The organism is Epilithonimonas zeae (genome assembly GCF_900141765.1).
In the GTDB taxonomy this organism is placed as follows: Bacteria; Bacteroidota; Bacteroidia; order Flavobacteriales; family Weeksellaceae; genus Epilithonimonas; species Epilithonimonas zeae.
The window spans coordinates 1,234,864-1,260,068 of sequence record NZ_FSRK01000001.1 but is presented as its reverse complement, the minus strand read 5'-3'; the positions used below and the strand labels follow the sequence as shown (position 1 = coordinate 1,260,068).

Annotated in this window: 14 protein-coding genes; 8 read left to right on the top strand and 6 right to left on the bottom strand. The window is 37.6% G+C overall.

Features of this window, described 5'->3' with window-relative positions; genetic code table 11:
* Positions 1-37: 37 nt before the first annotated feature.
* The 8 genes from BUR19_RS05710 (at position 38) to BUR19_RS05675 (ending at position 13,189) form a co-directional block, all read left to right on the top strand.
* Positions 38-1,291, top strand: coding sequence for a glycoside hydrolase family 88/105 protein (locus BUR19_RS05710; protein ID WP_074233917.1), 1,254 nt, complete (start codon positions 38-40; stop codon positions 1,289-1,291).
* Between the two features lie 130 nt (positions 1,292-1,421).
* Positions 1,422-2,156 (top strand): rhamnogalacturonan acetylesterase, encoded by a 735-nt coding sequence (locus BUR19_RS05705; protein ID WP_074233916.1) that lies wholly within the window; start codon positions 1,422-1,424, stop codon positions 2,154-2,156.
* 24 nt (positions 2,157-2,180) lie between these two features.
* Positions 2,181-3,086 (top strand): alpha/beta hydrolase, encoded by a 906-nt coding sequence (locus BUR19_RS05700; protein WP_074233915.1) that lies wholly within the window; start codon positions 2,181-2,183, stop codon positions 3,084-3,086.
* Positions 3,087-3,177: 91 nt separating this feature from the next.
* Positions 3,178-4,581: a glycoside hydrolase family 28 protein gene (locus tag BUR19_RS05695; protein ID WP_074233914.1), complete on the top strand. Its 1,404-nt coding sequence runs from the start codon at positions 3,178-3,180 to the stop codon at positions 4,579-4,581.
* Between the two features lies 1 nt (position 4,582).
* On the top strand, positions 4,583-8,194 hold the full coding sequence (locus tag BUR19_RS05690) for a DUF4450 domain-containing protein (protein ID WP_074233913.1): 3,612 nt from the start codon (positions 4,583-4,585) through the stop codon (positions 8,192-8,194).
* A gap of 168 nt (positions 8,195-8,362) precedes the next feature.
* A complete protein-coding gene (locus tag BUR19_RS05685; protein WP_074235566.1) occupies positions 8,363-10,498 on the top strand; it encodes a hypothetical protein in 2,136 nt (711 codons plus the stop codon).
* 131 nt (positions 10,499-10,629) lie between these two features.
* On the top strand, positions 10,630-12,021 hold the full coding sequence (locus tag BUR19_RS05680; RefSeq protein WP_074233912.1) for a pectate lyase family protein: 1,392 nt from the start codon (positions 10,630-10,632) through the stop codon (positions 12,019-12,021).
* 121 nt (positions 12,022-12,142) lie between these two features.
* Positions 12,143-13,189 (top strand): GntR family transcriptional regulator, encoded by a 1,047-nt coding sequence (locus BUR19_RS05675; RefSeq protein WP_074233911.1) that lies wholly within the window; start codon positions 12,143-12,145, stop codon positions 13,187-13,189.
* Between the two features lie 118 nt (positions 13,190-13,307).
* Here BUR19_RS05675 and BUR19_RS05670 read toward each other — a convergent pair whose 3' ends face one another.
* From BUR19_RS05670 to BUR19_RS05645, 6 genes are all read right to left on the bottom strand, one after another.
* A complete protein-coding gene (locus tag BUR19_RS05670) occupies positions 13,308-14,459 on the bottom strand; it encodes an alpha-hydroxy acid oxidase (RefSeq protein ID WP_074233910.1) in 1,152 nt (383 codons plus the stop codon).
* A 3-nt stretch (positions 14,460-14,462) separates the two neighbouring features.
* Positions 14,463-15,848, bottom strand: a complete 1,386-nt coding sequence (locus BUR19_RS05665; protein WP_074233909.1) for an FGGY-family carbohydrate kinase — start codon at positions 15,846-15,848, stop codon at positions 14,463-14,465.
* A 222-nt stretch (positions 15,849-16,070) separates the two neighbouring features.
* Positions 16,071-17,351: a sugar isomerase gene (locus BUR19_RS05660; protein ID WP_074233908.1), complete on the bottom strand. Its 1,281-nt coding sequence runs from the start codon at positions 17,349-17,351 to the stop codon at positions 16,071-16,073.
* Between the two features lie 221 nt (positions 17,352-17,572).
* Positions 17,573-19,675: a bifunctional aldolase/short-chain dehydrogenase gene (locus BUR19_RS05655; RefSeq protein WP_074233907.1), complete on the bottom strand. Its 2,103-nt coding sequence runs from the start codon at positions 19,673-19,675 to the stop codon at positions 17,573-17,575.
* Between the two features lie 164 nt (positions 19,676-19,839).
* Complete coding sequence (locus BUR19_RS05650) at positions 19,840-21,909, bottom strand: RagB/SusD family nutrient uptake outer membrane protein (RefSeq protein WP_074233906.1); 2,070 nt, start codon at positions 21,907-21,909, stop codon at positions 19,840-19,842.
* A gap of 19 nt (positions 21,910-21,928) precedes the next feature.
* The gene (locus tag BUR19_RS05645; protein WP_074233905.1) at positions 21,929-24,970 is read right to left on the bottom strand and encodes a SusC/RagA family TonB-linked outer membrane protein; all 3,042 of its coding nucleotides are present in this window, start codon (positions 24,968-24,970) and stop codon (positions 21,929-21,931) included.
* Positions 24,971-25,205: the final 235 nt, after the last annotated feature.

Here is a 25,205-nt window from a genome sequence, read left to right as displayed (position 1 = left end):
TTTAAATTGCGATAAATCAATTTCAAAATTTAAACTAATGAATATTATAAGTCGTAAAATAAAAATTCTCACTTTCACAGTTTTAAGTTCGGGGTTATTCTTGGTTTCTGCACAATCAAAAGTGACAACTAAAACAGAAACTTCAAAACCTCAATCAGGAAAAATTGTTCCCACAAATCTGAATTGGTCAGAGAGAATGCTGCTTTCCGAGATGCATCGTTTCCCTGAAGCTTGGATGCTTGATTTTAGTAAAAGCCCAAAATGGACTTATCCATCTGCCATTGTATTAGATGGCGCAGAAAAACTGTATGCAAAAACCGGAAAGAAGGAATACTATGATTATATCAGTGGTTTCGGCGAAAAGTTGATCAATGAAGACGGAACCATTCAAACATACGAGCTGGAAAAGTATAATATTGATATGTTGAATAGCGGAAACGTATTGCTTTATCTTTACGAAAAAGAAAAAAAAGAAAAATACCTGCGAGCACTTCAAACCTTACGTTCACAAATCGACGGACAACCAAGAACCAAAGAAGGCTCTTTCTGGCACAAAAAAATCTATCCATATCAGGTTTGGTTGGACGGGCTTTATATGGGAATGCCCTTTTATACACATTATACAAAAGATTTTACAAAAGGAACAGATGCACAAAAAGCATATGATGACATAGTTTTTCAATTTGATTCGGTTCAGAAAAATCTTTTAGACAAAAAAACAGGGTTGCTTTATCACGCTTGGGACGAGAGCAAAGAACAAGCTTGGGCCAATAAAGAAACGGGGCTTTCTCCTAATTTTTGGGGTAGAGCGATGGGTTGGTACGGAATGGCAATGGTTGACGTTCTGGACTTTTTACCCAAAGATCATCCCGGAAGAACGAGAATCATTTCCTATATCAAATCTTACGCTGATGCCGTAATCAAAGTTCAGAATAAAAAATCCGGACTTTGGTATCAGGTTTTGGACAAACCTTTGGAAAATGGTAACTATGAGGAAGCAAGCGCTTCTGCGATGTTTGTTTATACGATTATCAAATCTGTCAACGAAGGCTATTTATCACAATCTTACAAGGCTGCTGCAAAAAAAGGTTATAACGGAATTATCAAAAACCTAATCACAGTTGATGAAAATGGCGTTGTCAATCTTAATAAATGTTGTGCTGTTGCGGGCTTAGGCGGAAAACCTTACAGAGACGGTTCTTACGAATATTACGTCAATGAAAAAATCCGTTCCAATGACGGGAAAGGAACCGGACCTTTCATTTTGGCAAGCTTAGAATTTGAGAAATAAAACTATAATTATTTAATTTAGGGCAGCTTTTCCGTCTTCCGCTCCCAATCTTTTCAATCCACTACGTTGCGTAAAAAGGATTTCCGCTCAAGCCGGGCCGCGAATGATTCAATGTTAAAACAATTCAAAAATGAATAAAAAACTTTCCATCATATTTCTGTTTCTTTCATTAATGATATGGGCTCAGAAACCAACCTTATTTTTAATAGGAGATTCTACAATGTCCAACAAAGACAATCCTAAAAAAAATCCCGAACACGGCTGGGGACAGGTTTTGCCACAGTTTTTCACATCAGGAATCGAAATCCAAAACCACGCGATGAACGGACGAAGTTCCAAAAGTTTCCGCACAGAAGGACGTTGGGACAAAGTGGAAAAACAATTGAAAAAAGGTGATTTTGTGGTGATTCAGTTTGGTCATAATGATCAGAAAATCAAAGATTCTACAAAATTTACCAATCCTTATACGCAATACAGAGCCAATCTCGAAAGATATGTAAATGAAACCAGAGCAAAAGGCGCAACTCCAATTCTGATGAGTTCCATCACAAGAAGAAATTTCAATGAAAATGGAGTTTCAGTCGATACGCATAAAGAATATCCGTTGGTAGTAAGATTGGTTGCTGATGCTATGAAAGTTCCTTTCGTTGATATGCAATTATTAACGGAGCAAATGGAAATTTCTGCAGGTCCAGAAAAATCAAAACTCTTACATCTTCACTTCAAAGAAGGCGAAATCGAATATTATCCAAAAGGAAAAAATGACGACACCCATTTATCAAAATTAGGAGCTGAAACGGTTGCAAAACTGGCAACAAAATCTCTGAAAAACCTTAAAACAGGATTGGAAAAATACATCAAATAATTTTACCATTTTAGTTTAATGACAATGAAAAAAGCCGCATTCATTTTATTGATATTAATTATAAATCTGACTTCTGCTCAGGAAAAAATAACCTTGTGGCCAAAAGGTCAAATGCCGAATTCCAAAGGTTTAAAGTTAAAAACTGAAGAGAAAGACAGCAGAATTACACAAATCAAAGAAACCGAACTTTTTGCATTTTTCCCTCCCAAAGAAGACAGAAAACAGATGTCTGTCATCATCATTCCTGGTGGTGGATATTACAAATTGACTTATGATTTGAATGGTTTTCAAATTGCAAAATGGTTCAATACATTGGGAATTACAGCTTTTGTTTTGAATTACCGATTACCAACTTCTCTGGATCTTAAACAAAGAGAAATCGCTCCGTTACAGGATGTACAGGCCGCTATCAAACATATCAGAAAGAACGCTTCGGAGTATGGTATTTCGCCGGATCAGATAGGAGTTATAGGAACTTCTGCGGGTGGCCATTTGGCCGCATCTGTCAGTAATATTTCCACAGATTATACAGAATTGAAAGGCGATTGGGAAACCATTCCTACAATTCCGAATTTTGCGATTTTAGTTTCTCCTGTTATAGATTTAGGGGAATTTGCACACTTAGGAAGCCGAAACAGTTTGCTTGGCGAAAATGCTTCCCTGGAGAAAATCAGCGAATACTCTATGCAAAACCGCGTGACTGAAAAGACGCCACCAACAATTCTTTTTCACGCACAAAATGATAAAACTGTCCCCGTGATGAGCAGTCTTCTTTATTATCAGGCCATGACAAAAAACAAAGTAAAAGGCGCATTATTCATCTTTCTCGAAGGCGAACACAAAATCGGAATTACCAATAAAAATGAACTCACAGACAATTGGAAAAAACTCTGTTCTGATTGGCTTAAGACTTTATTTCAAAACAAATAATCTTGTAACCGACAGTGCAGGATAATTTTTCTTCGCATTAATATTAGTTTGCAATACAAGAAATTGTTATAAAATTTGAATCTAAATCTTTATGAAAAAATATATTCCATTTTTGTTCGCTTTAGTTTTGTCAGTTTCAGTATCGGCGCAATACAAACCGTGGACTTCCGCAAAACAGCCTTTAAAAGAAATCAAAGCTTTAAAGAAACAAATCAAAGCTCCAAAATTCAGAAAAGCAGATTATTTAATTACAGATTTCGGTGCAGTTGGGGACGGAAAAACAAAAAATACGGAAGCTTTCAGAAAAGCGATTGAAAAATGCAGTGCAGAAGGCGGAGGAAGAGTCGTGGTTCCAAACGGAGTCTTTTTAACTGGTGCAATTTATTTGGAATCCAATGTCAACCTTCATTTAACTGATAGTTCAACGATTCTTTTCAGTCAGGATAGCAACGACTACCCTATCGTTTTCACGCGTTGGGAAGGAATGGAATGTATGAATTATTCATCATTAATTTACGCTTACGAAGAAGAAAATATCGCTATCACAGGAAAAGGAACTTTGGATGGAAATTCAGATTTAGACAACTGGTGGTTCTGGTGTGGTGCTACAAAATATGGCTACAACGCATCCCGTCCGGGAAGGCAAAACCCGGCGAGAGCGAAACTTCACGAATATATGGCTAACAGAACGCCTGCGAGAGAAAGAATTTTTGGAAACGGATGGTATTTAAGACCGAATTTCGTTCAACCTTACAAGTCAAAAAACTTTTATATGGCGGATGTTTTGGTGAAAAATTCTCCGATGTGGAATCTGAATCCTGTTTTGTGTGAAAATGTTTTGATTGAAAGAGTAAAAGTCATCAGTCACGGACCCAACAACGACGGTTTCGACCCTGAAGCCTGTAAAAATGTATGGATTAAAGATTCTTACTTCGACACAGGAGATGACTGTATTGCCATCAAATCCGGAAGAGACGAGGACGGAAGAGATATCGGAAGACCTGCTGAAAACCACATTATCGAAAACTGCGAAATGAAAGACGGTCACGGCGGTGTTGTGATTGGAAGTGAAATTGCAGGTGGCGCAAAAAACATTTACGCCATTGAAAATGTGATGGACAGTAAGAATCTTGACCGTGCTTTAAGAATTAAAACAAGCTCAAGCCGAGGCGGAATTATCGAAAATGTATTTTTCTACAACACAAAAGTTGGCGCTTACAAAGAAGCGGCAGTGCGTTTCAATATGCATTATGAAAAGCCTGGAAATCACATTCCGACCATCAGAAATATCTGGGTTGAAAATTTAACTGTTGACAAAGGTGGGAAATATGCTGTATTTTCTGATGCCTATGAATCTTCGCCTGTAACAGACTTCACAATGATTAATGCTAAAATGGTTGGCGTGCAGATTCCTTATAAGGTTGACTATATGAAAAATGTGACTTTAAAAAATGTAACCGTTAACGGACAACCATTAACTGAGTTAAAACCATAAAATGCGAAGAAAAACCATTTTCGCCGGACTTCTTGTTTTGTCGGCATTTTCACTTTCGTTTTCCCAGTCGAAACACTGGCAGAATAACGAACGTGAACTGCATTACAAAGAAGACAAAGGCGATTTTTTATTGGTCAACGGAACGTACAGATTCAATCGTGCTTTGTACGGAGATAATCGTGCATCGAGAGTTGAAGCGGGAGATTTACCGGAATTTGCATTATATCTTCCGGGAATGGGCGGAAATCTTCAATTTGTTATTCAAAAGGGAAATTCAATTAAACAATTAATTAAGGCTGATAAAATTGAAACACGTTACCGACCGGGAACGATGCTATACGAAATCAAAGATCCGATTTTGGGAACCGGAACTTTAAAACTGACCGTTTTGGCACAAGCTAAAGAAGAAGGTTTGGTTTTGAAAATGGAAACCATCAATGTAGATTCTTCAACAAAAATCTACGCAATTTACGGCGGTTCGAGTGGAACGACTTTCAGCAGAAATGGCGATATCGGCGCTGACCCGGAATCCGGATTTTATCTGTTGCCTGAATATTGTCTGAACAATCAGTTTCAGTTGAATAAAAATCATTTTCAGCTTAATTATTTAAATAAGAAAAAAGAAACTCAGATTGTTAGCGGAAGTTTTTCAAATGTCAATTCTTTACAGCAAACCGATGCAACGACTTTAGAAAAACTGTCTGAGTTTACTCAAAATAAAACGGACAAATCTCCAATTGTCTACGCTTCGTATTCTTCTCAAAAACAACCGGTTTACATTCAGGTTGTCAAAGGAAAATCAGACAAAAACTTTTCGGATGAAGAGTTGAAAAATATATTTAATGAAGCGGAAAAATCACGTTTGACATTAACGAACAGAATTCAGCTAAAAACTCCTGATGCAGATTTGAATAATTTCGGAGCCAATTTAGCGGTTGCTGCAGACGGAATTTGGGAAAGTCCGACCTTCCTTCACGGCGCAGTGGCGTGGAGAATGCGGTTGAATGCCTGGCGTGGCGCTTATACAGCAGATGCGTTGAGCTGGCACGACCGAGCAAAGGAACATTTTGAAAGTTACGCCAATTCGCAGGTTTTAAAACCAGATTTTGCACCGGTTGAAATGGATACGATGCGTCATCTTGCCCGACACGAAGAGAAAATGGGAACTTCCGTTTTTTCCAGCGGATATATTTCCAGAAACCCGAATGACAATACAAAACCGCACCATTACGATATGAATCTAGTATTTTTTGACCAAATGTTTTCGCATTTTAATTATACCGGAGACAAAGAATTCCTCAAAAAAATGTGGCCAACGATGGTTCGCCATATCAATTGGGAAAAAAGAAATTTCAAGCGTGGTGATTTGTATGATGCGTATGCAGCGATTTGGGCGAGTGATGCGCTGCAATATTCAGGTGGAAAAGTGACACACACGTCGGCGTATAATTACAGAGCCAACCGTGAGATGGCGAAACTGGCAAAAATAATTGGCGAAAATCCTCAACCTTACGAACAGGAAGCAGATGCGATTTTAAAAGCAATGAAAAACCAACTTTGGATCAAAGATAAAGGTTATTTTGCTGAATATAAAGATGCTTTGGGCAATCAAATTGTTCACGACAAACCAGGAGTTTGGTCTATTTATCACGTTTCGGATGCGTTTATTTTGAATGAATTTGAGGATTATCAGAACTTACAATACATTAATAATTACACTCCGAAAATTCCGATTACGGTAAAAGGTGCGGATAAGAAGAACTATTTCACGTTAGCAACAACCAACTGGCAACCGTACGATTGGTCGATAAACAATGTCGCTTTGGCGGAAAATTTACAGACGGCTTTAGCGTATTGGCAAGCCGGAAGAACTGAAGATGCCTACCAACTTTGGAAAGGAAATCTGGCCGAAAGTATGTATTATGGAATCAGTCCTGGAAATTTTGAACAGCTTTCTCATTACGATGCTTTTCGTGGAGAATTGTACCGTGATTTTGCTGACCCAATTGGTGTGGCTTCAAGAACTTTAACGGAAGGACTTTTCGGAGTTTATCCGAATTTACTGGAAAATAAAATCAGCATTAAGCCTGGTTTCCCAAAAGACTGGAATTCTGCCGAATTGAAACTTCCGGATTGGGAATATCAGTTTACCAGAACTTCAAAAAATACGGAGTATTTATTTAAATCAAAATATCAAAATCCGGTGGCGTTGGAAATGCAGATTCCTGTAAATTATTCCAATATCAAATCGGTGAAAGTGAATGGTAAAAAAGTAGATTGGAAGATTAAACCGAATTCCATTCTGCAACCCTTCGTTCAGTTTGAAACACCGAAAGGAAAAGATTTTAAGATTGAAATCAATTATTCCGGAGAAGAAATTAAAAACGAACAAACTGATTTCACTTCTTATATTTCTGAAAATCTTCAGTTGAATTTTGATTCAAAAAAGAAAATAAAAAAGATCTATGATCCTCAAGGACTAATTAAGAATTCCCCTCCCCTGAAGAGGTGGATTCGACCGAAGGACGAAGACGGGGTGGTTAATAACAACGAATTTCAATTAATTAACGAAGAAAGAAAAGGAACTTTTTTCGTACAAGTTGAGCAAAATGGCACAACCTGGTGGCAACCTGTGAATATCGACATTCGTTTTCCTTTGGAAACAAAATGGGTAAATAACAAACTTCAGATTCAGTCAAAATCTTCCAATAATATTAATGGAAAACTAACTGTTAATGGTTTAAATAAAACTTTTAACATTCAAAAAAATCAAAGTACATTGATAGAAATTCCTTTAAATTATTTAAGTAGAGGAACCAATTTAATCGTGCTTGATTATAATGGAATTAGACAAAATATTGAAATCACAGATTGGGAAATTGAAAATCAAGGTCAATTTAACAACATTTCATTAGCATCAAAATACAATGAAAAAGTTACCGAAATTTTCAATCAGAAATACCTTTCTCCAAGACTGGAAATTCCGACTCTACAGCTTCCGTGGCAGGGAATCGGAAATTGGTGTTATCCGTTAATCACGGCTCAAATCGATGACAGCGGATTGATGAATAAAAGAAAAAACGACAAAGTTGAATTCCTCGACATTCCTTTTTTAATTGATAAAACAGATAAAAATATTGCTTTTGTAAGTCAGTGGGACAATTATTCTGATTCTCTTGAAATTCCAATTTCAGGAAAAGGAAAGAAAATCTATTTTCTGATGGCTGGTTCTACCAATCCGATGCAGTCACAGATTGTGAATGGAAAAATTACGGTTCAATATGTGGACGGTTCGACAACAGAACTGGAACTTAAAAATCCAACGAACTGGTGGCCGATTGAGCAGGATTTGTTTGATGACAATTTTGCGTTTGAAATTCCGGATGATAAAATTCCGTACCGTGTAAAATTGAAGACCGGAGAATTATACAAAGGCGGAACTTTGAGCAAATATTCAAGCATCAAAGGATTTACAGACCGTCAGGTGGATGGTGGTTCTGCAACGATTCTGGATTTGCCGATTGATGCGAGTAAAGAATTAAAATCGATAAAATTAACTGCTGTGAGCAACGATGTGGTGATTGGAATGATGAGTGCGACGGTTTTGAGATAGGATTTGATGCCACGAATGCACGAATTGTAAGTATGCTTAAAAATGTGATATAAATAAAATGCAAGACTTCGACAAGCTCAGTCTGACAGCGCAAAAACGCAGTTAGTATTAGAATTGTCAGGCTGAGCCTGTCGAAGCCTCGTGGCTAAAAAAATAAATAAAATAAAAATGAAAAAAATTACAATATATCTAGGGATTTTCCTGATGGGATTTTCTTCAATGAATGCCCAGAAAATCGACCGGAAAAAGGTCGTTCAGCGACATAATATTGTCAATACAAAAGCAGACACCCTTTCCACTTTAACAGTTGGAAACGGAAAATTTGCCTACACGGTTGACATTACCGGAATGCAGTCGTTCCCTGAATATTACAAAAACGGAGTTTCTCTCGGAACGCAGTCTGAATGGGGCTGGAACAGTTTTCCAAATACCAAAGATTATAAGTTTGAGGAGACTTTGAAAGCGTATGATTTCAATAATGACGGACGCAAAGCTTTGTACAGTGTTCAGTTGAAAGAACCTGAACGCAACAAAGGTGCAGTTGAATATTTCCGTGTAAATCAACATCGCTTGCAATTAGGAAATGTGGGGATTGAACTGATTAAAAAGAATTGTCAGAAAGCACAAATTTCAGATATCCAAAACATCAACCAGAAAATTGATTTGTGGACAGGAATTATAACGAGCGAGTTTTCTTTGGAAGGAACTCCGGTAAAAGTCTGGACGGCTTCTTTTCAAAACTCAGATAAAATCGGGGTAAAAATTGAATCTGATTTGGTTGCTAAAGGAAAGCTTAAAGTTTTTGCCAAATATCCACATCCATCGGGACAGTTTTTGGATGATGCTGCATTTTATGGAAGAGAAAACGAACATACCACGAAAATTGTTTCTTCACAGTCGACGCAAGGTTTGATTCAGCACAAATTACAAAGTACGGATTATTATACTCAATTCAATTTTACGGAAGGAAAACTTCGTGAGGCAGGAAAACATTATTTCGTTTACGAGCCTTCGTCCAAAAATAAAACCGTGGAATTAAGTGTTGAGTTTTCAGCTAAAAGTCCGAAATCCGACAGAAATTTATTCGCTGATGCTGAAAAAGAAAGTACTTCTGGTTGGAAAAACTTCTGGGAAAGCGGTGCTGCCGTGGATTTTGAAGGAAGTACAGACCAAAGAGCCAATGAGCTTGAAAGAAGAGTTGTCTTGTCAGAATATTTAACCAAAGTTCAGTGCGGTGGAAGCAATCCGCCTCAGGAAACAGGTTTGACGTTCAACAGTTGGTACGGAAAACCGCATACAGAAATGCACTGGTGGCACGGCGTTCACTTTGCACTTTGGGGAAGACCGGAAATTTTGGAGAAGCAACTGGATTATTATTTCAGGTCGTTTGACAAAGCAAAAAAATTAGCTGAGAGACAAGGTTATAAAGGCGTTCGCTGGATTAAAATGTCGGATAATGAAGGGAATGAAAGTCCGTCTTCTGTCGCTGCATTTTTGATTTGGGAGCAGCCGCACATCATCTATATGACCGAACTTTTGTACCGAAACAGCAAGGACAAAAAAGTTTTGGAAAAATATAAAGATTTGATTTTTGCAACCGCTGATTTTATGGCAGATTTTGCTACTTATGACAAAGAAAAAAACCGTTATAATTTAGGTAAAGGTGTCATTCCGGCTCAGGAAGTTTTCCCTGCGAAAGATACTTATAACCCGACTTATGAAGTGGCATATTGGGATTGGGCGCTGAAAGTTGCTCAGCAATGGAAAGAAAGACTGGGACAGCCTAGAGATAAAAAATGGGATGAGGTGATTACGAAATTAGCACCGCTTCCGGTTCAGGAAGGCGTTTATCTGTCAACTGAATCGGCAAAAGATTCTTTCACATTTCCAAAATGGATGACCGACCACCCTGCAGTTTTAGGTGCATTGGGAATGGTTCCTGAGTCTCCTAAATTGGATAAGAAAATAATGAAAAACACGTTGGATATCGTTTGGGAAAGATGGAATTGGGAACATACCTGGGGTTGGGATTTCCCGATGACGGCAATGAATGCCGCAAGATTAGGACTTCCGAATAAAGCTTTGGATGCTCTTTTTATGGATATTCAGACCAACACCTATCTGAAAAACGGACATAATTTCCAGGACAAACGTCTTAGAATTTATCTTCCAGGAAACGGCGGTGTTTTGACGACCGTTGCGATGATGCTGGAAGGTTGGGATGCTTCGACAGGAGAATTTCCAGGTTTCCCGAAAGACGGAAGCTGGAAAATAAAAGCGGAAGGTTTTAAAAAGATGCCTTAAAAAATTTAAAGATTCATATTTTAGTTAGGGTCTGTCAGAAATGGCAGGCTTTTTTATGTTAAAAATTAAACAGCATAGTGCAGGACGATTTACTGATGCGAAGATGATAAATTGTTGGTTCATTATTACTTATGAAAAAAAATATCATCGTCGCTCTAAGCACCATTTTTATTATGTCTTGCGAGTCTCAGCTTATCGGTCAAACTTCAAAATCCTTGACAAAAACAATTGCTTTTCCCGGAGCGGAAGGTTTTGGAAAATTTGCAAAAGGTGCGAGAACGGTAACAAAACCAGAAGTTTATATTGTTAGCAATCTGAATGATGCTGGCAAAGGTTCTTTTCGCGACGCTGTGAGCCAGCCGGGGAGATTTGTAGTTTTCTCAGTTGGTGGAATTGTCGAGTTGAAAAGTCCGGTTACGGTTTCTAAAAACATTACAATTGCGGGACAGACCGCGCCGGGAAAAGGTATTTTTCTTTATGGTGAAAAAGTGTCTTTCAGTGGCGCTGATGATACCATTGCCAGATATTTGAAAATACGTCTCGGGAATAAGAATAAACCATCCAATAATACCGACGCTTCCGGAATATCGAACGGTAAAAATATAATACTGGACCATCTTTCAATTTTCTGGTCAATGGACGAGGTTTTTTCCATCAACTGGGACAAACGTGGCATTGAACCAGACAGCATCACCCTTCAGAATTCGATTATTGCGCAGGGATTGCATCTCTATAACCATTCAGCAGGTGGACTGATTCAGACGAATGGCAGCATCAGTATCATCAAATCGCTTTATGCCAGCAACAAAACCCGTAATCCAAAAGTGAAGGGTAAGAATGAGTTTGTCAACAATATAATTTACAATTTTGGAAATCTTGGCAACAAAAATGGTCATACTGTTTCCGGCGATGGTTATATAATGGGAGGTTCCGTACAGAAATCTGAAGTCAATATCATCAACAATTATTTTATCGGAGGTCCATTGAATACAGAAAATAGGACAACGCCGTTCAGCAGAGGAACAAACACTTTTCATCTTTATGAATCCGGGAATTATTTTGACAATAACAAAAATGGCATTTTGGATGGTCAATTGATTCCACATAATTCCATTGGTTTTCCTGGTGAGACGCCTGTGGTTTTTATGGATTCACCATTTCTGTATCCCGATTCCAAAACAGATTTATCTGCCACGCAAGCGTTTGAATATGTCATCAAAAATGCAGGCGCCAGCTTTCCAAAGCGGGATGATGTGGATGAGCTGATTATTTCGGAAGTCAAATCTCTGGGAAAAAAGGGAATTTATGTCTTTACCGAAAACGATTTACCACTAGCCAATAATGGTGTTGGGAATTTCCCGAAAACTGTTGCGCTTAAAGATTCGGATTCTGATGGCATTCCCGATGTTGCTGAACTGAAAATGGGACTTAATCCTAATGATTCATCTGATGCATTGAAATTCAATAAAAGGCAAAGCAATTATCTCAATATCGAAGTTTATGTCAATGACTTGGTGCGTTAATCATTTAATTAAAATAGAAATTTAAACAATTGATATAAAATTTGTAACTTGTCTTAGATTTTGAAACACTAATAACTCAATTTTAATTTATAAACATAAAACATTATCATTGCTTAATCCGATGTCTGAAATATTAGAAATTCAAATCAATGAAAATTCCAGAGTGCCAAAATATAAACAGATTGTGGACTCTATACTTAATGGAATTGACGCCGGAGATATCAAAATCGGTGAAAAAATCCCTTCTATCAACGAACTCAGCGAATCTTGCTTTTTATCAAGAGATACCGTAGAAAAGGCTTATAAGGAACTTAGAAAAAGGCAAATTATTGAGTCTGTCAAGGGAAAAGGCTATTATATTTCGAGGATTAATAAAAGTGATGTCATCAATATTTTCTTTTTGATTAATAAACCGAGCACCTACAAAATGATGATTTACAATTATTTTGTGGACGCTATCGGAACGAAAGGAAATGTTGAAATGTACATCTATCACTGCGACGAAACGCTTTTCATCAATTCATTAAAGAAAAATCTTGGCGGATTTGATTATTACGTGATAATGCCTCATTTCCGAGACGAACATTACAATCACACGAGTTCTACGCAGGAAGTTATTGATATTATAGAGAAAATTCCGAAAAACAAACTTCTGATGCTCGATAATACCAAACCTAACATCTCGGGAGAATACGGCAGTATTTTTCAGGATTTTGAGCACGATATTTATGAAGCTTTGGAAGAAGGCCTGGAAAAAATCAAAAAATATGAGAAACTGATTTTGGTTTATCCTGCCAAATCGGTTCATCCCTACCCTTTCCGTATTGTTCACGGTTTTGAGAAATTCTGCAGAGATTTCAAACTGGACTATGAGATTCTGGACGAAATCTATCCTGATATGGAACTCCAGGACAAAGATATATTTATCACTATTCAGGAGAGGGATTTGGTAAATTTAGTGAAGCAAATCAGACAGAAAAATCTGAAATTGGGGGAAGACATCGGCATTATTTCATATAACGAAACACCTTTAAAAGAATTGCTTGGAATCACTGTGATTACTACAGATTTCAAGGCAATGGCAGAATCTGCAGCTTATATGGTTTTGAAAAATAAAAAAGAACAGGTGAATAATGTTTTCAAATTTATTGAAAGGGAATCTCTGTGATTTTGTTTCTGATCCTACGTAGCTCAACTTCAATTCTATTATAGAATTTTCTTGAATTCAGACAAAAAAAACGGACTTGATAAAAGCCCGTCTGAGTAGAATAAACTTAAACAAACAACTATTTTACTCTGAAATTTTGTAAATCTTCTGGCTTTTCACAACAAACTTGCTCCATCACCTGTCTGAACTGCATTTTAAGCATTTCGATAATATGGTCACCACCTTTTTCGCCTAAAGCACCAACTGCGTACATAAAAGTTCTGCCCATAAAGGTAAATTCGGCACCACAGCTTAAAGCTCGGGCAACATCTGGACCAGTTCTAACACCGCTGTCCATCATCACTTTGATTTGATCTTTATATTTTTCACTTATTTCTTTCACCACAGTAATTGTAGATTCTCCAGCATCCAATTGTCTTCCACCGTGATTGGAAATAATCATTCCATCAAAACCGAGACGAACAGCTTCAGCCGCATCTTCATCGGAAGCAACGCCTTTGATAACCAGTTTTCCCTTCCATTTATCACGGATTGCTTTGATTCTGTCTGAATTAAGTCTTCCGGAAAACGTAGAATTCATGAACTGTCCCAGCTGTTTCACATTCATATTTTTGTCCATATATTTTTCCATCGTGGCGAAACTCGGAACACCATTTTTAAGCATTTCAAGACACCATTGCGGTTTTGCCAAAGCCTGAGAGACATTTCTGAAATTCAATTGAGGTGGCATTGCCAATCCATTTCTGATTTCCTTGGCTCTGTAACCAAACGTGGGAACATCCGACAGTACACAAAGAACGTCATAACCAGAAGCTTCGCAACGGTTGAAAATATCATCTCTCAGCCATTCTTCTCTTGGATGGTATAATTGATACCAAGCTTTTCCTTCGGTTAATTCTGCAATTCTTTCGATACTGCTTGTCGTGACTGTACTTAGAATGAATGGAATATTATGTTTGAAAGCGGCTTTTGCTAAAATTTCCGGAGCATTTGGCCACATCAATCCCTGCAAACCAACGGGCGAAATTCCGAATGGTGCAGAATATCTTACGCCAAATAATTCCGTTTCCATATTGGCTTCAGCAAAATTGTTATCCAAATAGCGCGGACGAAGCAAAACCTCTCTTAATTCTGTCGTATTTCTATCTCGGTTAATATTCTCATTACAACCGCCATCCAGATATTCGAAAGCGAAACGTGGCATTCTTTTTTTGGCTCTTTCAATCAACAATTCTAAAGACGCGTATCTTGTATCAAATGGAAATGACATAGTTTATAAATTAAAAATTAACGGTTGAAGTACTTTCATCTGATAATGTTGCTGTAGAAATGTCTCATCAATTTTTTTGTTCGAGATGACCATCGAAGCGCCTAAAGCTGATCCAAGCGGAGAATGCGTGGACATCACGTTATAATGCTGGAAATGATGTGACATCAGCTTCATAAAGACATCGTTATCCGTGAATCCGCCATCGATATAGATATTTTTGATTTCTGAATTTCCAATAGCATTCGTTATTGTGTGAATCTGCAAATCCATCAATTCAATCATCAGTTGATGATAGGCTTCTTCAAATGTTGAAAACGAATTCAGGTCGGTTTCGGTAATCATCTTTCTTTTCAGAATTATCCCTTCAAAACGGAAATAAACCGCTTTGTGCTTCATTAAATGCAAATATAAATCCTGATCAAACTGAACTTCTCTGTGCGCACCATATTCTTTTCCGTAGTAAGCACACAACTTTTCAACCTGAATCCTATATTCATTGCCCATAAAAAAACGTGAAGCTTTCACACGCTTTCCATCGATTCGCATATAATTCAGACAATTATTTTCGATATCTTCATCAGTCAGACTTTCATCATTAAAAGGATTGAGAGAAATACTCCAAGTTCCTGTTGAAAGCAATAAAAATGGTTCTTTTTTGCTTAAAATATAAGGTAAAAGTGCCGAAGAACTGTCGTGAATCCCAACACCGATTTTAATTTTTTTATTTCTATAAGACGTATTGATACTCGCAGAAGTCGGAACAATTGGTGGTAACAAAACATCAATTTCTTCTTCATAAACCCAGTCGTGATAATCATTTTTATCGTAATCCCACAAATTGGTGTGGCAGCCTATCGAAGTAAATTCCGACACACAAATTCCGGTAAACAAATACGATAAATATTGTGGCAAATGCAAACTGTAACGGATTTTTCTGAAAACTTCAGGATGCTTGTATTTTAACCAAAACAATTGCAGACCGGAGTTCAGCATTCCTGCTTGTGGAGAGGCTGTTTCACGGGAAATTTTTAGCTTGTCACCGTGCTTTTCATAGAAAAGATCAAGAATCTCCTGATCCATTGGTTTGGTGTAATTGTATAAAGGAGTGAGAACATTTCCTTTTTGATCCAGATGTACAAAACTTGCTCCGTACGTGGAAAAATTAATAGCTTTTACTTCATATTCATCATTTTCAAGGATGTTATGAAAATTTTCTTTGATCCAATTTTGCAAAGCTGGAAGATCTTCTGTGGGATAACCATCCTCATCTGTTGTCAGAGGCAATTCTGTATATTCTCTAACAACTTCTTGATAATTCTTATCAAATAAAAAGAATTTTTTATTGGTCTTTCCAATATCAAATACGATGGTTACTTTCTTTTTGGACATTCCTGAAAATGAATTTAATAATTGTATGAAAGTATAAAAATGGAATTCCGAATCTTATGCTTTCAAATTAAAACAATTAAGGAGTGTTTAGAAATTAAGAAAAATCATTACTAGTGAAACTTAATATCCTAAACACCCTTAATTAAAATAAAAATAAGTGGTTTATTTTTCAAACTTTCAAATTATAAGATGAAAGTTATTTCTATCAATACTAATAGGATTTTATAATCCTGTTGCTTTTACATTCAGACCTCTTTCAGATATTAATGTTTCTCTTACTTTAAGGTTTCTGTACGCCGCAATTGGGTCTAATGCAGCGCCTGTATGTAATCTTGCCGCTTTTAATAACGGACGCACGTCTGTTCTGTACGCATTCTGCAAAATTTCCTGTGCACGAACTACGTCATTGTTCAACTGAGCATCTTTCAATGCTTTTTGATCGACCAAAAGAGCCTGTGCATAAGCAATTAGAATCGCTTCCAAAGACTGAATTAAATCTTCCAAAGGATCTTTGATGTTATGACTCGCATCGATCATCCAAGCCGGATAAGGATTTTGAGGATTGTTCTCGATTCCGTACACCAGTTCGTTGAAAATCAGGAATAATGCATAAGGTTTGATTGAACCTACCGTTAAATCATCATCTCCATATTTGCTGTCGTTGAAATGGAAACCTCCTAATTTTCCTTTGTACATCAAGGTTGCAACGATTTGTTCGATGTTTGAGTTTGGTAAATGGTGACCTAAATCTACCAAAGTATAAGCTCTGTCGCCACAAGCATTTGCTAACATAAACGAAGTTCCCCAATCCTGGATGGTTGTTGAATAGAAATTCGGTTCGTATGGTTTATATTCGATGAATAATTTCCAGTCTTCCGGCATTCCGGCGTAGATTTCTTTTAAACTCTGTTCGGTTTTTGACAAAGCTGTCTGGAAATTCAACTGTCCCGGAAAACTTGCTCCGTCTGCCAACCAAACCGTTAAGCTTTTTGAATCTAGCTCTTTTCCGATTCTGATGACTTCTTTGTTATGCTCTACTGCGTAAGCTCTTGCATCTTCATTTACCGCATTTAACGAACCAAATTTGTACGATTGTTTTGCGTTCGGCTGATCCTGAAATGTGTTTGAATTCATCGCATCGAAAATCAATCCGTGAGAAGCTGCTTTTTCTTTAATCGCTTTCACATCGCTTGGAATATCCCAAGGAATATGAAGAGAAATTGCACCTGCAGAATGCGTTAAAGCGTGAATTAATCCTACATCATCTAATTTTTGTTCTAAAGAAGAAGGTTCTCCGCCGTAAGAAAATCTTCCGAAACGTGTTCCTCCAGCTCCTAAAGCCCAACTTGGAATTGCCACTTGGAAGTCAGCAATTTTGTTGACAATTTCAGAAACGTTGGCTCCTGACTTTGTCAGTTTATCTGATAAATAAGCGAAATCTGAATTGAAATTTTCAACCTCGCTTTTATTGTTTTGTTCAATGATATCTTTTCCTATAATCATATTTTGATTTTTGATTAGCCTTGTCAAGGTTTTGAATCTTGACAAGGCTAAATTTATTGTCTAAATTAGTACTAAATATTTTATTTTCTTTCCTTCAATTGCTTTCGAATCGCTCGCAGCCCGACCTGAGTGGAGCTCTTTTTGTCGCAGCGAAGCGGAGACAAAAAAGCGGGAACGGAGGGCGGATAAAGCTGCCCAAATAAAAAATATTTATAAAATAATTATCTTGGGAACGCATTTGCCATTCCGCCGTCTACATTGATGATATTTCCTGTACTTTTATCTAAAATTGCAACACACGCAAACACTCCGTTGGCGATATCTTCCGGAAGAATAATTTCGTTCAGAAGATTTCTTTTTGCGTAGAATGCGGGCAATTCTTCAACGGTGATTCCGTTTGCTTTTGCACGACCTTCTGCCCAAGAACCTTCCCAGATTTTGCTTCCAACGATTACGCCGTCAGGATTTACAACATTCACGCGGATTTTATCTGCTGCCAATTCTGCCGCCAATAATCTCGTCATATGCTGTTGCGCTGCTTTTGCCGTTCCGTAAGCTACGTTATTTGGGCCAGCAACCAAACCATTTTTACTTGCAATATTTACGATGTCGCCACCTAAGTTCTGCTTTTTGAAAATTTCAGTTCCTGATTTAGCCATCATAAACTGACCTTTAACCAAAACATTTTCAAGTAATTCCCAGTCTTTTGTCGTCGTATCTTCCAATGATTTAGAAATCGCCAAACCAGCTGAATGAACGATAATATCTACTCCACCAAAAGCCAAAACGGTTTCTTTGAAAGCATTGGCAATCGCTTCTTCATTCGTTACATCACACTGAACAGCAACCGCCTGGTCTTTGTTATATTTTGAAGTTGCAGCTTCTACCGCTTCTGTATTTAAATCTGTGTAAACTACAACAGCACCTTCTGCAACCATTTTATCTGCAATTGCCTGTCCGATTCCGCCTCCGGCTCCGGTTACGATTGCCACCTTTCTTGACAATGGCTTTTCTTTCGGCATTCTCTGAAGTTTTGCTTCTTCCAATAACCAATATTCGATGTCGAAAGCTTCCTGTCTTGGTAATGAAGTGTATTCAGAAATGGCTTCTGCACCTCTCATTACGTTGATTGCGTTCACATAAAACTCGCTTGCAACACGTGTTGTCTGCTTATCTTTCGAGAAACTGAACATTCCTACTCCCGGATAAATAATGATGACAGGATTCGGATCACGCATCGCAGGGCTGTTTGGATGCTTACAAGTTTCGTAATAGTCTTTATATTCCTGTCTGTATTGCTCGAAAAGTGGATTTAATTTTTCTAAAATCGCTTTAGAATCTGTTAAATCTTCATTTTTATCTAAAGTTAAAACTAAAGGTTGAATCTTAGTTCTTAAAAAGTGATCCGGACAAGAGGTTCCAAGCGGAGCCAATCTTTCCAAGTCGTTACTATTGATGTATTCCAACACCACATCGCCGTCTGTGAAATGACCCACCATTCTGTTTTCGGAAGAAGCTAAACCTCTTAGTAAAGGCATAATCTGAGCTGCCTTAGTTTTACGTTCATCAGCTGATAAAGATTCTACTTTTTGTCCGCCAAAAACCTGACCTTTTTCTTCGATTTTTTTAGCGATATATTCAGAAGCCATTTCGATAACTTCCAAACTGTTGATATAAGATTCGTAAGAAGTGTCTCCCCAAGTGAACAGGCCGTGGCTTCCCAAAACGATTCCTCTGATTCCAGGATTATCGTTTAAACATTTTTCTAACTGTAAACCTAAGTCAAAACCTGGTTTTTGCCAAGGCACCCAACCCATTGTATCACCCCAGATTTCTTTAGTTACAGCCTGACTGTCTTTTGCCGCAGCAACCGCAATTAAAGCATCCGGGTGAAGGTGATCGATATGTTTGAATGGAAGAAGTCCGTGAAGCGGCGTATCAATAGAAGGTGCTTTGCTGTCCAAATCGTAAATACAGTGATTGAAAAGCCCAACCATTCTGTCTTCGTCTGCCAAACCTTCATATACATTTTTAAGATTTCTCAATCTTTCTGTGTACAAACCAGCAATACCTTTTCTCGTCAGCGTTCCGATGTCACCACCTGAACCTTTTACCCACATTACCTCAACATCTTCATTTGTTAAAGGGTCTTTCTCTATGGTTTTACAGCTTGTGTTTCCGCCTCCATAATTGGTGATTCTTAAGTCTGCTCCCAAGATGTTTGAACGGTATAAAAATAAAGCAACCTGGTCATCTCCGAAAGATGCTGCTTTTTCATCATCCCACAAATAGTCTACGTATTTGAATGTTTTTACATTATTCATTATAATTATATTTCTAAATTTTTCTTCAAAATTAGAAGGTTGAATTGTCAACGGCATCCCGTACTATACTGATGAATATTATATTTAAAGTTAATTTAAAATAACATTCAACATTAATCCAAAGATTATTGATATTAAATCCAACCTTACTAATTTTTAAAAGATTAATAACCAGGTAATTGGGTCAGATTTGGGTTATCTATCATTGGGTGTCCTGCAGACGCAGCTGCAAATGGCAACAATTCTGTCTTGTTGGTCTGGAATCCGAAGAATAAACCATCATTAGCAGACTCTACCCAACCTGGATACGCATTTCCATTCTCAGCATAACCAAACGCTTTAGAATACATATTGTTACCCATTCCCAAAACGTTGAATCCTGCTCCAAACCCTACAGCTTTTCTCGCATTACCATTAAATGTACTGGTATAAGCTTCAAACATTTGTGTAGGATACCATTTATCATCTGTGGAAGTTGGCTGTCCGTGTGCTGCTACAATCGCTCTTAATGCTGTTTGATAAGCTGCATAATTTGCTGAACTGGTAGGAACATTTTTGATGGTCGCAATTTCCGTTGGATTGGTAATATCAATGTATGGTAAAGCTAAAAACGGATCACCATAAACCTGAGAATTTTTGTGGAATTTGTACAGTCTGTAAGTGGCAACATTAGCATATTTACCCAATCTTCTAGTCAAGTCTTTCATATCCTGTCTAGTGGCTTCGATTTCAGTAGTTAAGCTATTGGTTCTGATAAGATCTGTACGAAGCATAAACTCCCCTGCAAATTCCCACTTTCTTTCCTGAACAATAGCTTTCAAAAAGTCGGCTTGTCCGGATGGTAATGGTAATGAACCAATGCCAGCTCTTGTACGGACGGCTGTTAACGCAGCATTGGCAGCAGCTGTAGGACCATTATTAAGATAATTTTGAGTTTCTGCATACATCAATAGAACATCAGCATATCTCAGCAATGGAATATTAAGGTTTCTGTCAGCAGCAGCCTGCGGTTCTACACTCCAAGACAGTCTAAACTTGCCTGGCATAATCGCAGAATAAGTTGTACCTACATCTACAAAAGTATCGCCTGCAGCTCCCGCTTCCAGGAAGTAGACACTGTAAGACGTACAAGTAACATCTCTACGTGTGTCATTTTGATTAAAGGAAAGGTAATACGATGGTAAGATCATTTGTTGTGAAGAACGAGATCCAAAGACACCACCACGGTAACCAGGATGTGCGTAGACCTGGAATGCAGAATTGGTATTCTGTCCCAGAGATGCAATATGCCAAAGCATTTCGGAATTAACTGCACCAAAATTTCTACGATCAAAGTTGAACCATAATGCTTCGAATCCACTCTTTCCACTTTGGCTTTGTACAAGACTTTTTGTACCACCAGTGATGATAGCCGCGCAAGCATTATCTGCAATCTGATAAAGCTCTCTTACTCTTGCATTATCCGAACGGCGAGAAACAACACCCGGATTAGAAGTATTTAATTCCCAACGAAGTGAATAACCAGCAGCGTAAAGCGCAATTTTAGCCAATAAGGCATTGACACCTTCTTTTGACAAACGTTCAGTAGTTCCGTATCCGCTTGCTGCCAAGGTAGGTACATTGACTGCAGCTTCCTGCAAATCGCCTACAATCCTATCATAAATTTCATCACGTGATGCACGTTTTGGATAGAACGTATTTTCATCATTTGGGTCTAATGTTTCCAATGGCTCGAATACCGAAGGTACATCGCCATAAATCCTGATAAGATTATAATAACAAAATGCCCGAATCGACTTAGCCTCTCCTATCAAGGCGTCCCTCTTCTCACTCGCCGCCATTTTTCCAAGTTGATAAACTGCAATATTAGTACGCTCAATCACAGCATACATAGCAGAGTAAATTCCTGTTACGGTAAAAGGTGTATAGGCATCATAATTATAGTTTCCGATATTATATTTTGAATTATTAAGTGCCTCCAGCGAATGGTTCACTGTATCACCAGCGCCAAGCTGATAGAACATCTCTGCAGGAACAAGCCCTCTGTAACATCCTAAAACAAACATTTCCGCAGTCTGTAAATTTTCAAAAACTTTATTAGAATCTGTATTGTTATAAGAAGGCTGATCCAGGAAATCATCGCTGCAGGAATTGGTAGCAAGAACAGTTAGCACAACTGAAGACATTACCACCACTTTTTTTATAAGTCTATGTTGATTAAATATATTTTTCATTTTAAATCAATTTAAAAAATTAAAACGTTAAATTAATTCCAAGAACGTAACTTCTTGACCTTGGAAATGTAGAACTGTCATAACCAGGAGTTACAGCTACTCCACTTGCAGCAGAAACCTCCGGGTCGAAACCTGAATAACCTGTAATGGTAGCAAGATTATTAACCGTAACATATATTCTGGCATTAGTCACCATAATGTCTCTCAGGAAGCTTTTTGGTAAAGAATACCCTAAAGTCAACTGTGCAATTCTAAGATAAGAACCATCTTCTACATAATAAGATGATGGATAAGTAATAGTCTGAGTATTGGTATTGCTAAGGCTCCAAAGACGAGAATCTTCATTTGGATTTAGCTCTTTCAGCCTTGCCAGATTCATGGTCTGTTGTCCTGTGTTGGGGTCAATCAAATGATAGAAGTTAGTTCCGAATTCCGATGGAACGTTTTGGAACAAAGCATATGGACTTAAACTATGTTTAGTTGCATTGTAAACATCACCTCCAACGCTGAACTTCATAAACACGGCCAAATCAAAACCTTTGTAAGAGAAGTTATTACTGATACCTCCAATGAAGTCAGGCGTCGCATCTCCAATTTTCACCATTTTTCTTGTAAACTGATCGCCTGCTTCGTTATCTGCAGCGAACTTAATATCTCCAGGTTTTGGCGTTCCAGTTGCCGGTTTTACTACACCATCCTTAAGTGTTAGAGTCCCATTGGCATTCTGGGTAAAATCGTCTGTAGTGTAAATACCTTGATAAACGTAACCATACATCTCACCGAGCTGCTCCCCAACTGTCGCATAATAGGTTACAACTCCTGCTCTGTTACTTCCCACACTGAAGGTTCTGGAATCTCTTCCTTTTTCTAAAGAAAGAACCTTGGAACGGTTATGTCCAATGTTGAAATCTGTTGTCCATCTGAAGTCGTCTGATTTCAAGTTAATAGTATTCAAAGTAAATTCTATACCTCTGTTTCTCATACTTCCAATATTCTGATATTGTTTTGAATACCCTGATGACGCTGGAAGAACAGCTGACATCAGCATTCCGTCTACAATATTATTATACCATTCAGACGTCAGTTTGATTCTGTTATTAAATAGTCCCAGGTCAACACCAACATTGGTAGTTTTCATTTCTTCCCATCTTAGAAAAGGATTTCCAAGATTAGAGCTTGTAACGTACACTGGATTTCCTGGTGTGTTATTCATTGGATAATCCGTTATAGAATAGGTCGTGAGGAAGAGATTATTTCCGATGTCATTATTCCCTGTCACACCATACTCGAATCTGAATTTCAAATCATTAATAACATTTGTTATTTTAGAATTCTGCCAGAAACCTTCCTGAGACGCTCTCCAAGCTGCGGCTACGGATGGAAAAGTTCCCCATTTATTATTCGGTCCAAACTTTGACGATCCATCACGTCTAATGGTTGCGGTTAATAAATATCTGTCATCGTAATTATAGTTTACTCTTCCAAAGTAGGATAATAGACTATTGCTGCTTCTATCTGTAGATTTGTCAGAAACGGTCGCAGTAGAAATATCATCTAATCCGAAGTTGGGAAAAGGAAATTTTATTAAAGTTAGGTTATTGCTTTCTGATTGTGAGTAAACGACTTCCTGACCTATCAATGCATTAATTTTGTGTTTATCTCCAAAGGTATTGTTATAAGTCACTGTATTCGTAATCTGATAGCCGTAAGATTCGCTGTTTCCAATCTTTCCGTTGATACCGGTAGTTGTAGGATCTGTAAGATTAGCTCTTGAATTTTCATCGGAGAAGGAAGTAGATTTAACGTTTCTCCAGTTATACTGTCCCGCCGTTCTGAAGGTGAAATTTTTAAGAAAATCGATTTCCACACCTGCATTAGCCACAAAATTTCTATTGCGGGCATTGGAGGTAGATGCTTGAAGTTCGATAAATGGATTCTCAGTATCATAACTTGGATCCAAAGCTGCAAAGTCACCATAAGTCTGTGTATTGAAAAGCTGATTCAGGCTGAAACGTGTTCCACCAATAATCGGCTGTAGTAATATCTTTTTCATCCCAGAATAAGCACCTCCACCATTTAAGGAATTGGTATTGAATACAGAATTGAAATCTACCCTAATACCCTTGTACAGTTCGGATTTAATATTTGCTCTCAACGAGTTTCTAGTCTCGCTAAAGTTGTCAAGCAAACCATCCTGCTTATTATAATTATAACTTACAAAGGCCTGCGTTTTTTCAGTTCCTACAGAAAAATTAAAGTTATGGTTCGTAGTTACCCCAGACCCACCAAGCATTTTCTCCTGCCAGTCAAGTGTGGAAGTATTTGCGTATCTTTCATCAATCCTGTTAAATACACCGGTATGGAAGCCAGGAGTTTCCGGTGCAAGATTATTATCGAAATAATTGCTCCACTGTGCAGTTCTTCCAGCCAGATTAGCCATCTCGTACTGGTATTTTACATAATCCTCTGCATTAGAAAGCATATCCAGTTTTTTAGACAATGTATCAAACGATGTAAAATTATTATAGTTGATAATAGTTTTTCCTTTCTTACCACCCTTCGTTTTGATAACGATAATACCATTAGAGCCACGTGCACCATAAATCGCAATAGCAGAAGCACCTTTTAATACATCAATACTTTCTATGTCATTAGGATTGATGACGTTTAGAGCGTTGTCTAATTGGAAACCATCCACAATATAAAGTGGTTCTGTTCCCTGAGTAATAGATGCACCACCACGGATGGTTACGTTGGCAGTTGCACCAGGCGCACCACTTGCAGTTACAATGTTCAAACCTGCCGCTCTACCCTGTAAAGCCTGTAAAGCATTCATTGCCGGAGTTGCCGCCAGGTCTTTTGCGGAAACAGAAGATACAGAACCTGTAAGGTCAGATTTTTTAACCGTTCCATATCCGATGACAACGACCTCATCAATATCTTTAGTACTAATTTTTGTACTATCATTTGGAACCTGTTGAGCCAAGAGCAAATGAGATGAAAGCAGAAAAGCCGGAAAAACAATTCTCTTTACATTCTTGTGTTTAATTATCAATGACATATATTAAGTTTTTTTAATATTGAATTATTATGACCGAAATGTACATGCTTACAAAACTTTCAGCATCCTGTCATATCCTGCATTATCAAATTATTAATTTATCATAATTTTAAAGTCTTATTTACTTTAAAAATCGAAAATAAATACAATATAAATAAAAATAATATCAAATAATTGAAAAATAATCAATCACACTAAATAATAGATTTTCACTATTTTATTGTGCTGATTTTCA

Coding starts and splice junctions, on each gene's coding strand:
- BUR19_RS05710 (WP_074233917.1), top strand. CDS start 38: ATGAATATTATAAGTCGTAAAATAAAAATTCTCACTTTCACAGTTTTA.
- BUR19_RS05705 (WP_074233916.1), top strand. CDS start 1,422: ATGAATAAAAAACTTTCCATCATATTTCTGTTTCTTTCATTAATGATA.
- BUR19_RS05700 (WP_074233915.1), top strand. CDS start 2,181: ATGAAAAAAGCCGCATTCATTTTATTGATATTAATTATAAATCTGACT.
- BUR19_RS05695 (WP_074233914.1), top strand. CDS start 3,178: ATGAAAAAATATATTCCATTTTTGTTCGCTTTAGTTTTGTCAGTTTCA.
- BUR19_RS05690 (WP_074233913.1), top strand. CDS start 4,583: ATGCGAAGAAAAACCATTTTCGCCGGACTTCTTGTTTTGTCGGCATTT.
- BUR19_RS05685 (WP_074235566.1), top strand. CDS start 8,363: ATGAAAAAAATTACAATATATCTAGGGATTTTCCTGATGGGATTTTCT.
- BUR19_RS05680 (WP_074233912.1), top strand. CDS start 10,630: ATGAAAAAAAATATCATCGTCGCTCTAAGCACCATTTTTATTATGTCT.
- BUR19_RS05675 (WP_074233911.1), top strand. CDS start 12,143: ATGTCTGAAATATTAGAAATTCAAATCAATGAAAATTCCAGAGTGCCA.
- BUR19_RS05670 (WP_074233910.1), bottom strand. CDS start 14,459: ATGTCATTTCCATTTGATACAAGATACGCGTCTTTAGAATTGTTGATT.
- BUR19_RS05665 (WP_074233909.1), bottom strand. CDS start 15,848: ATGTCCAAAAAGAAAGTAACCATCGTATTTGATATTGGAAAGACCAAT.
- BUR19_RS05660 (WP_074233908.1), bottom strand. CDS start 17,351: ATGATTATAGGAAAAGATATCATTGAACAAAACAATAAAAGCGAGGTT.
- BUR19_RS05655 (WP_074233907.1), bottom strand. CDS start 19,675: ATGAATAATGTAAAAACATTCAAATACGTAGACTATTTGTGGGATGAT.
- BUR19_RS05650 (WP_074233906.1), bottom strand. CDS start 21,909: ATGAAAAATATATTTAATCAACATAGACTTATAAAAAAAGTGGTGGTA.
- BUR19_RS05645 (WP_074233905.1), bottom strand. CDS start 24,970: ATGTCATTGATAATTAAACACAAGAATGTAAAGAGAATTGTTTTTCCG.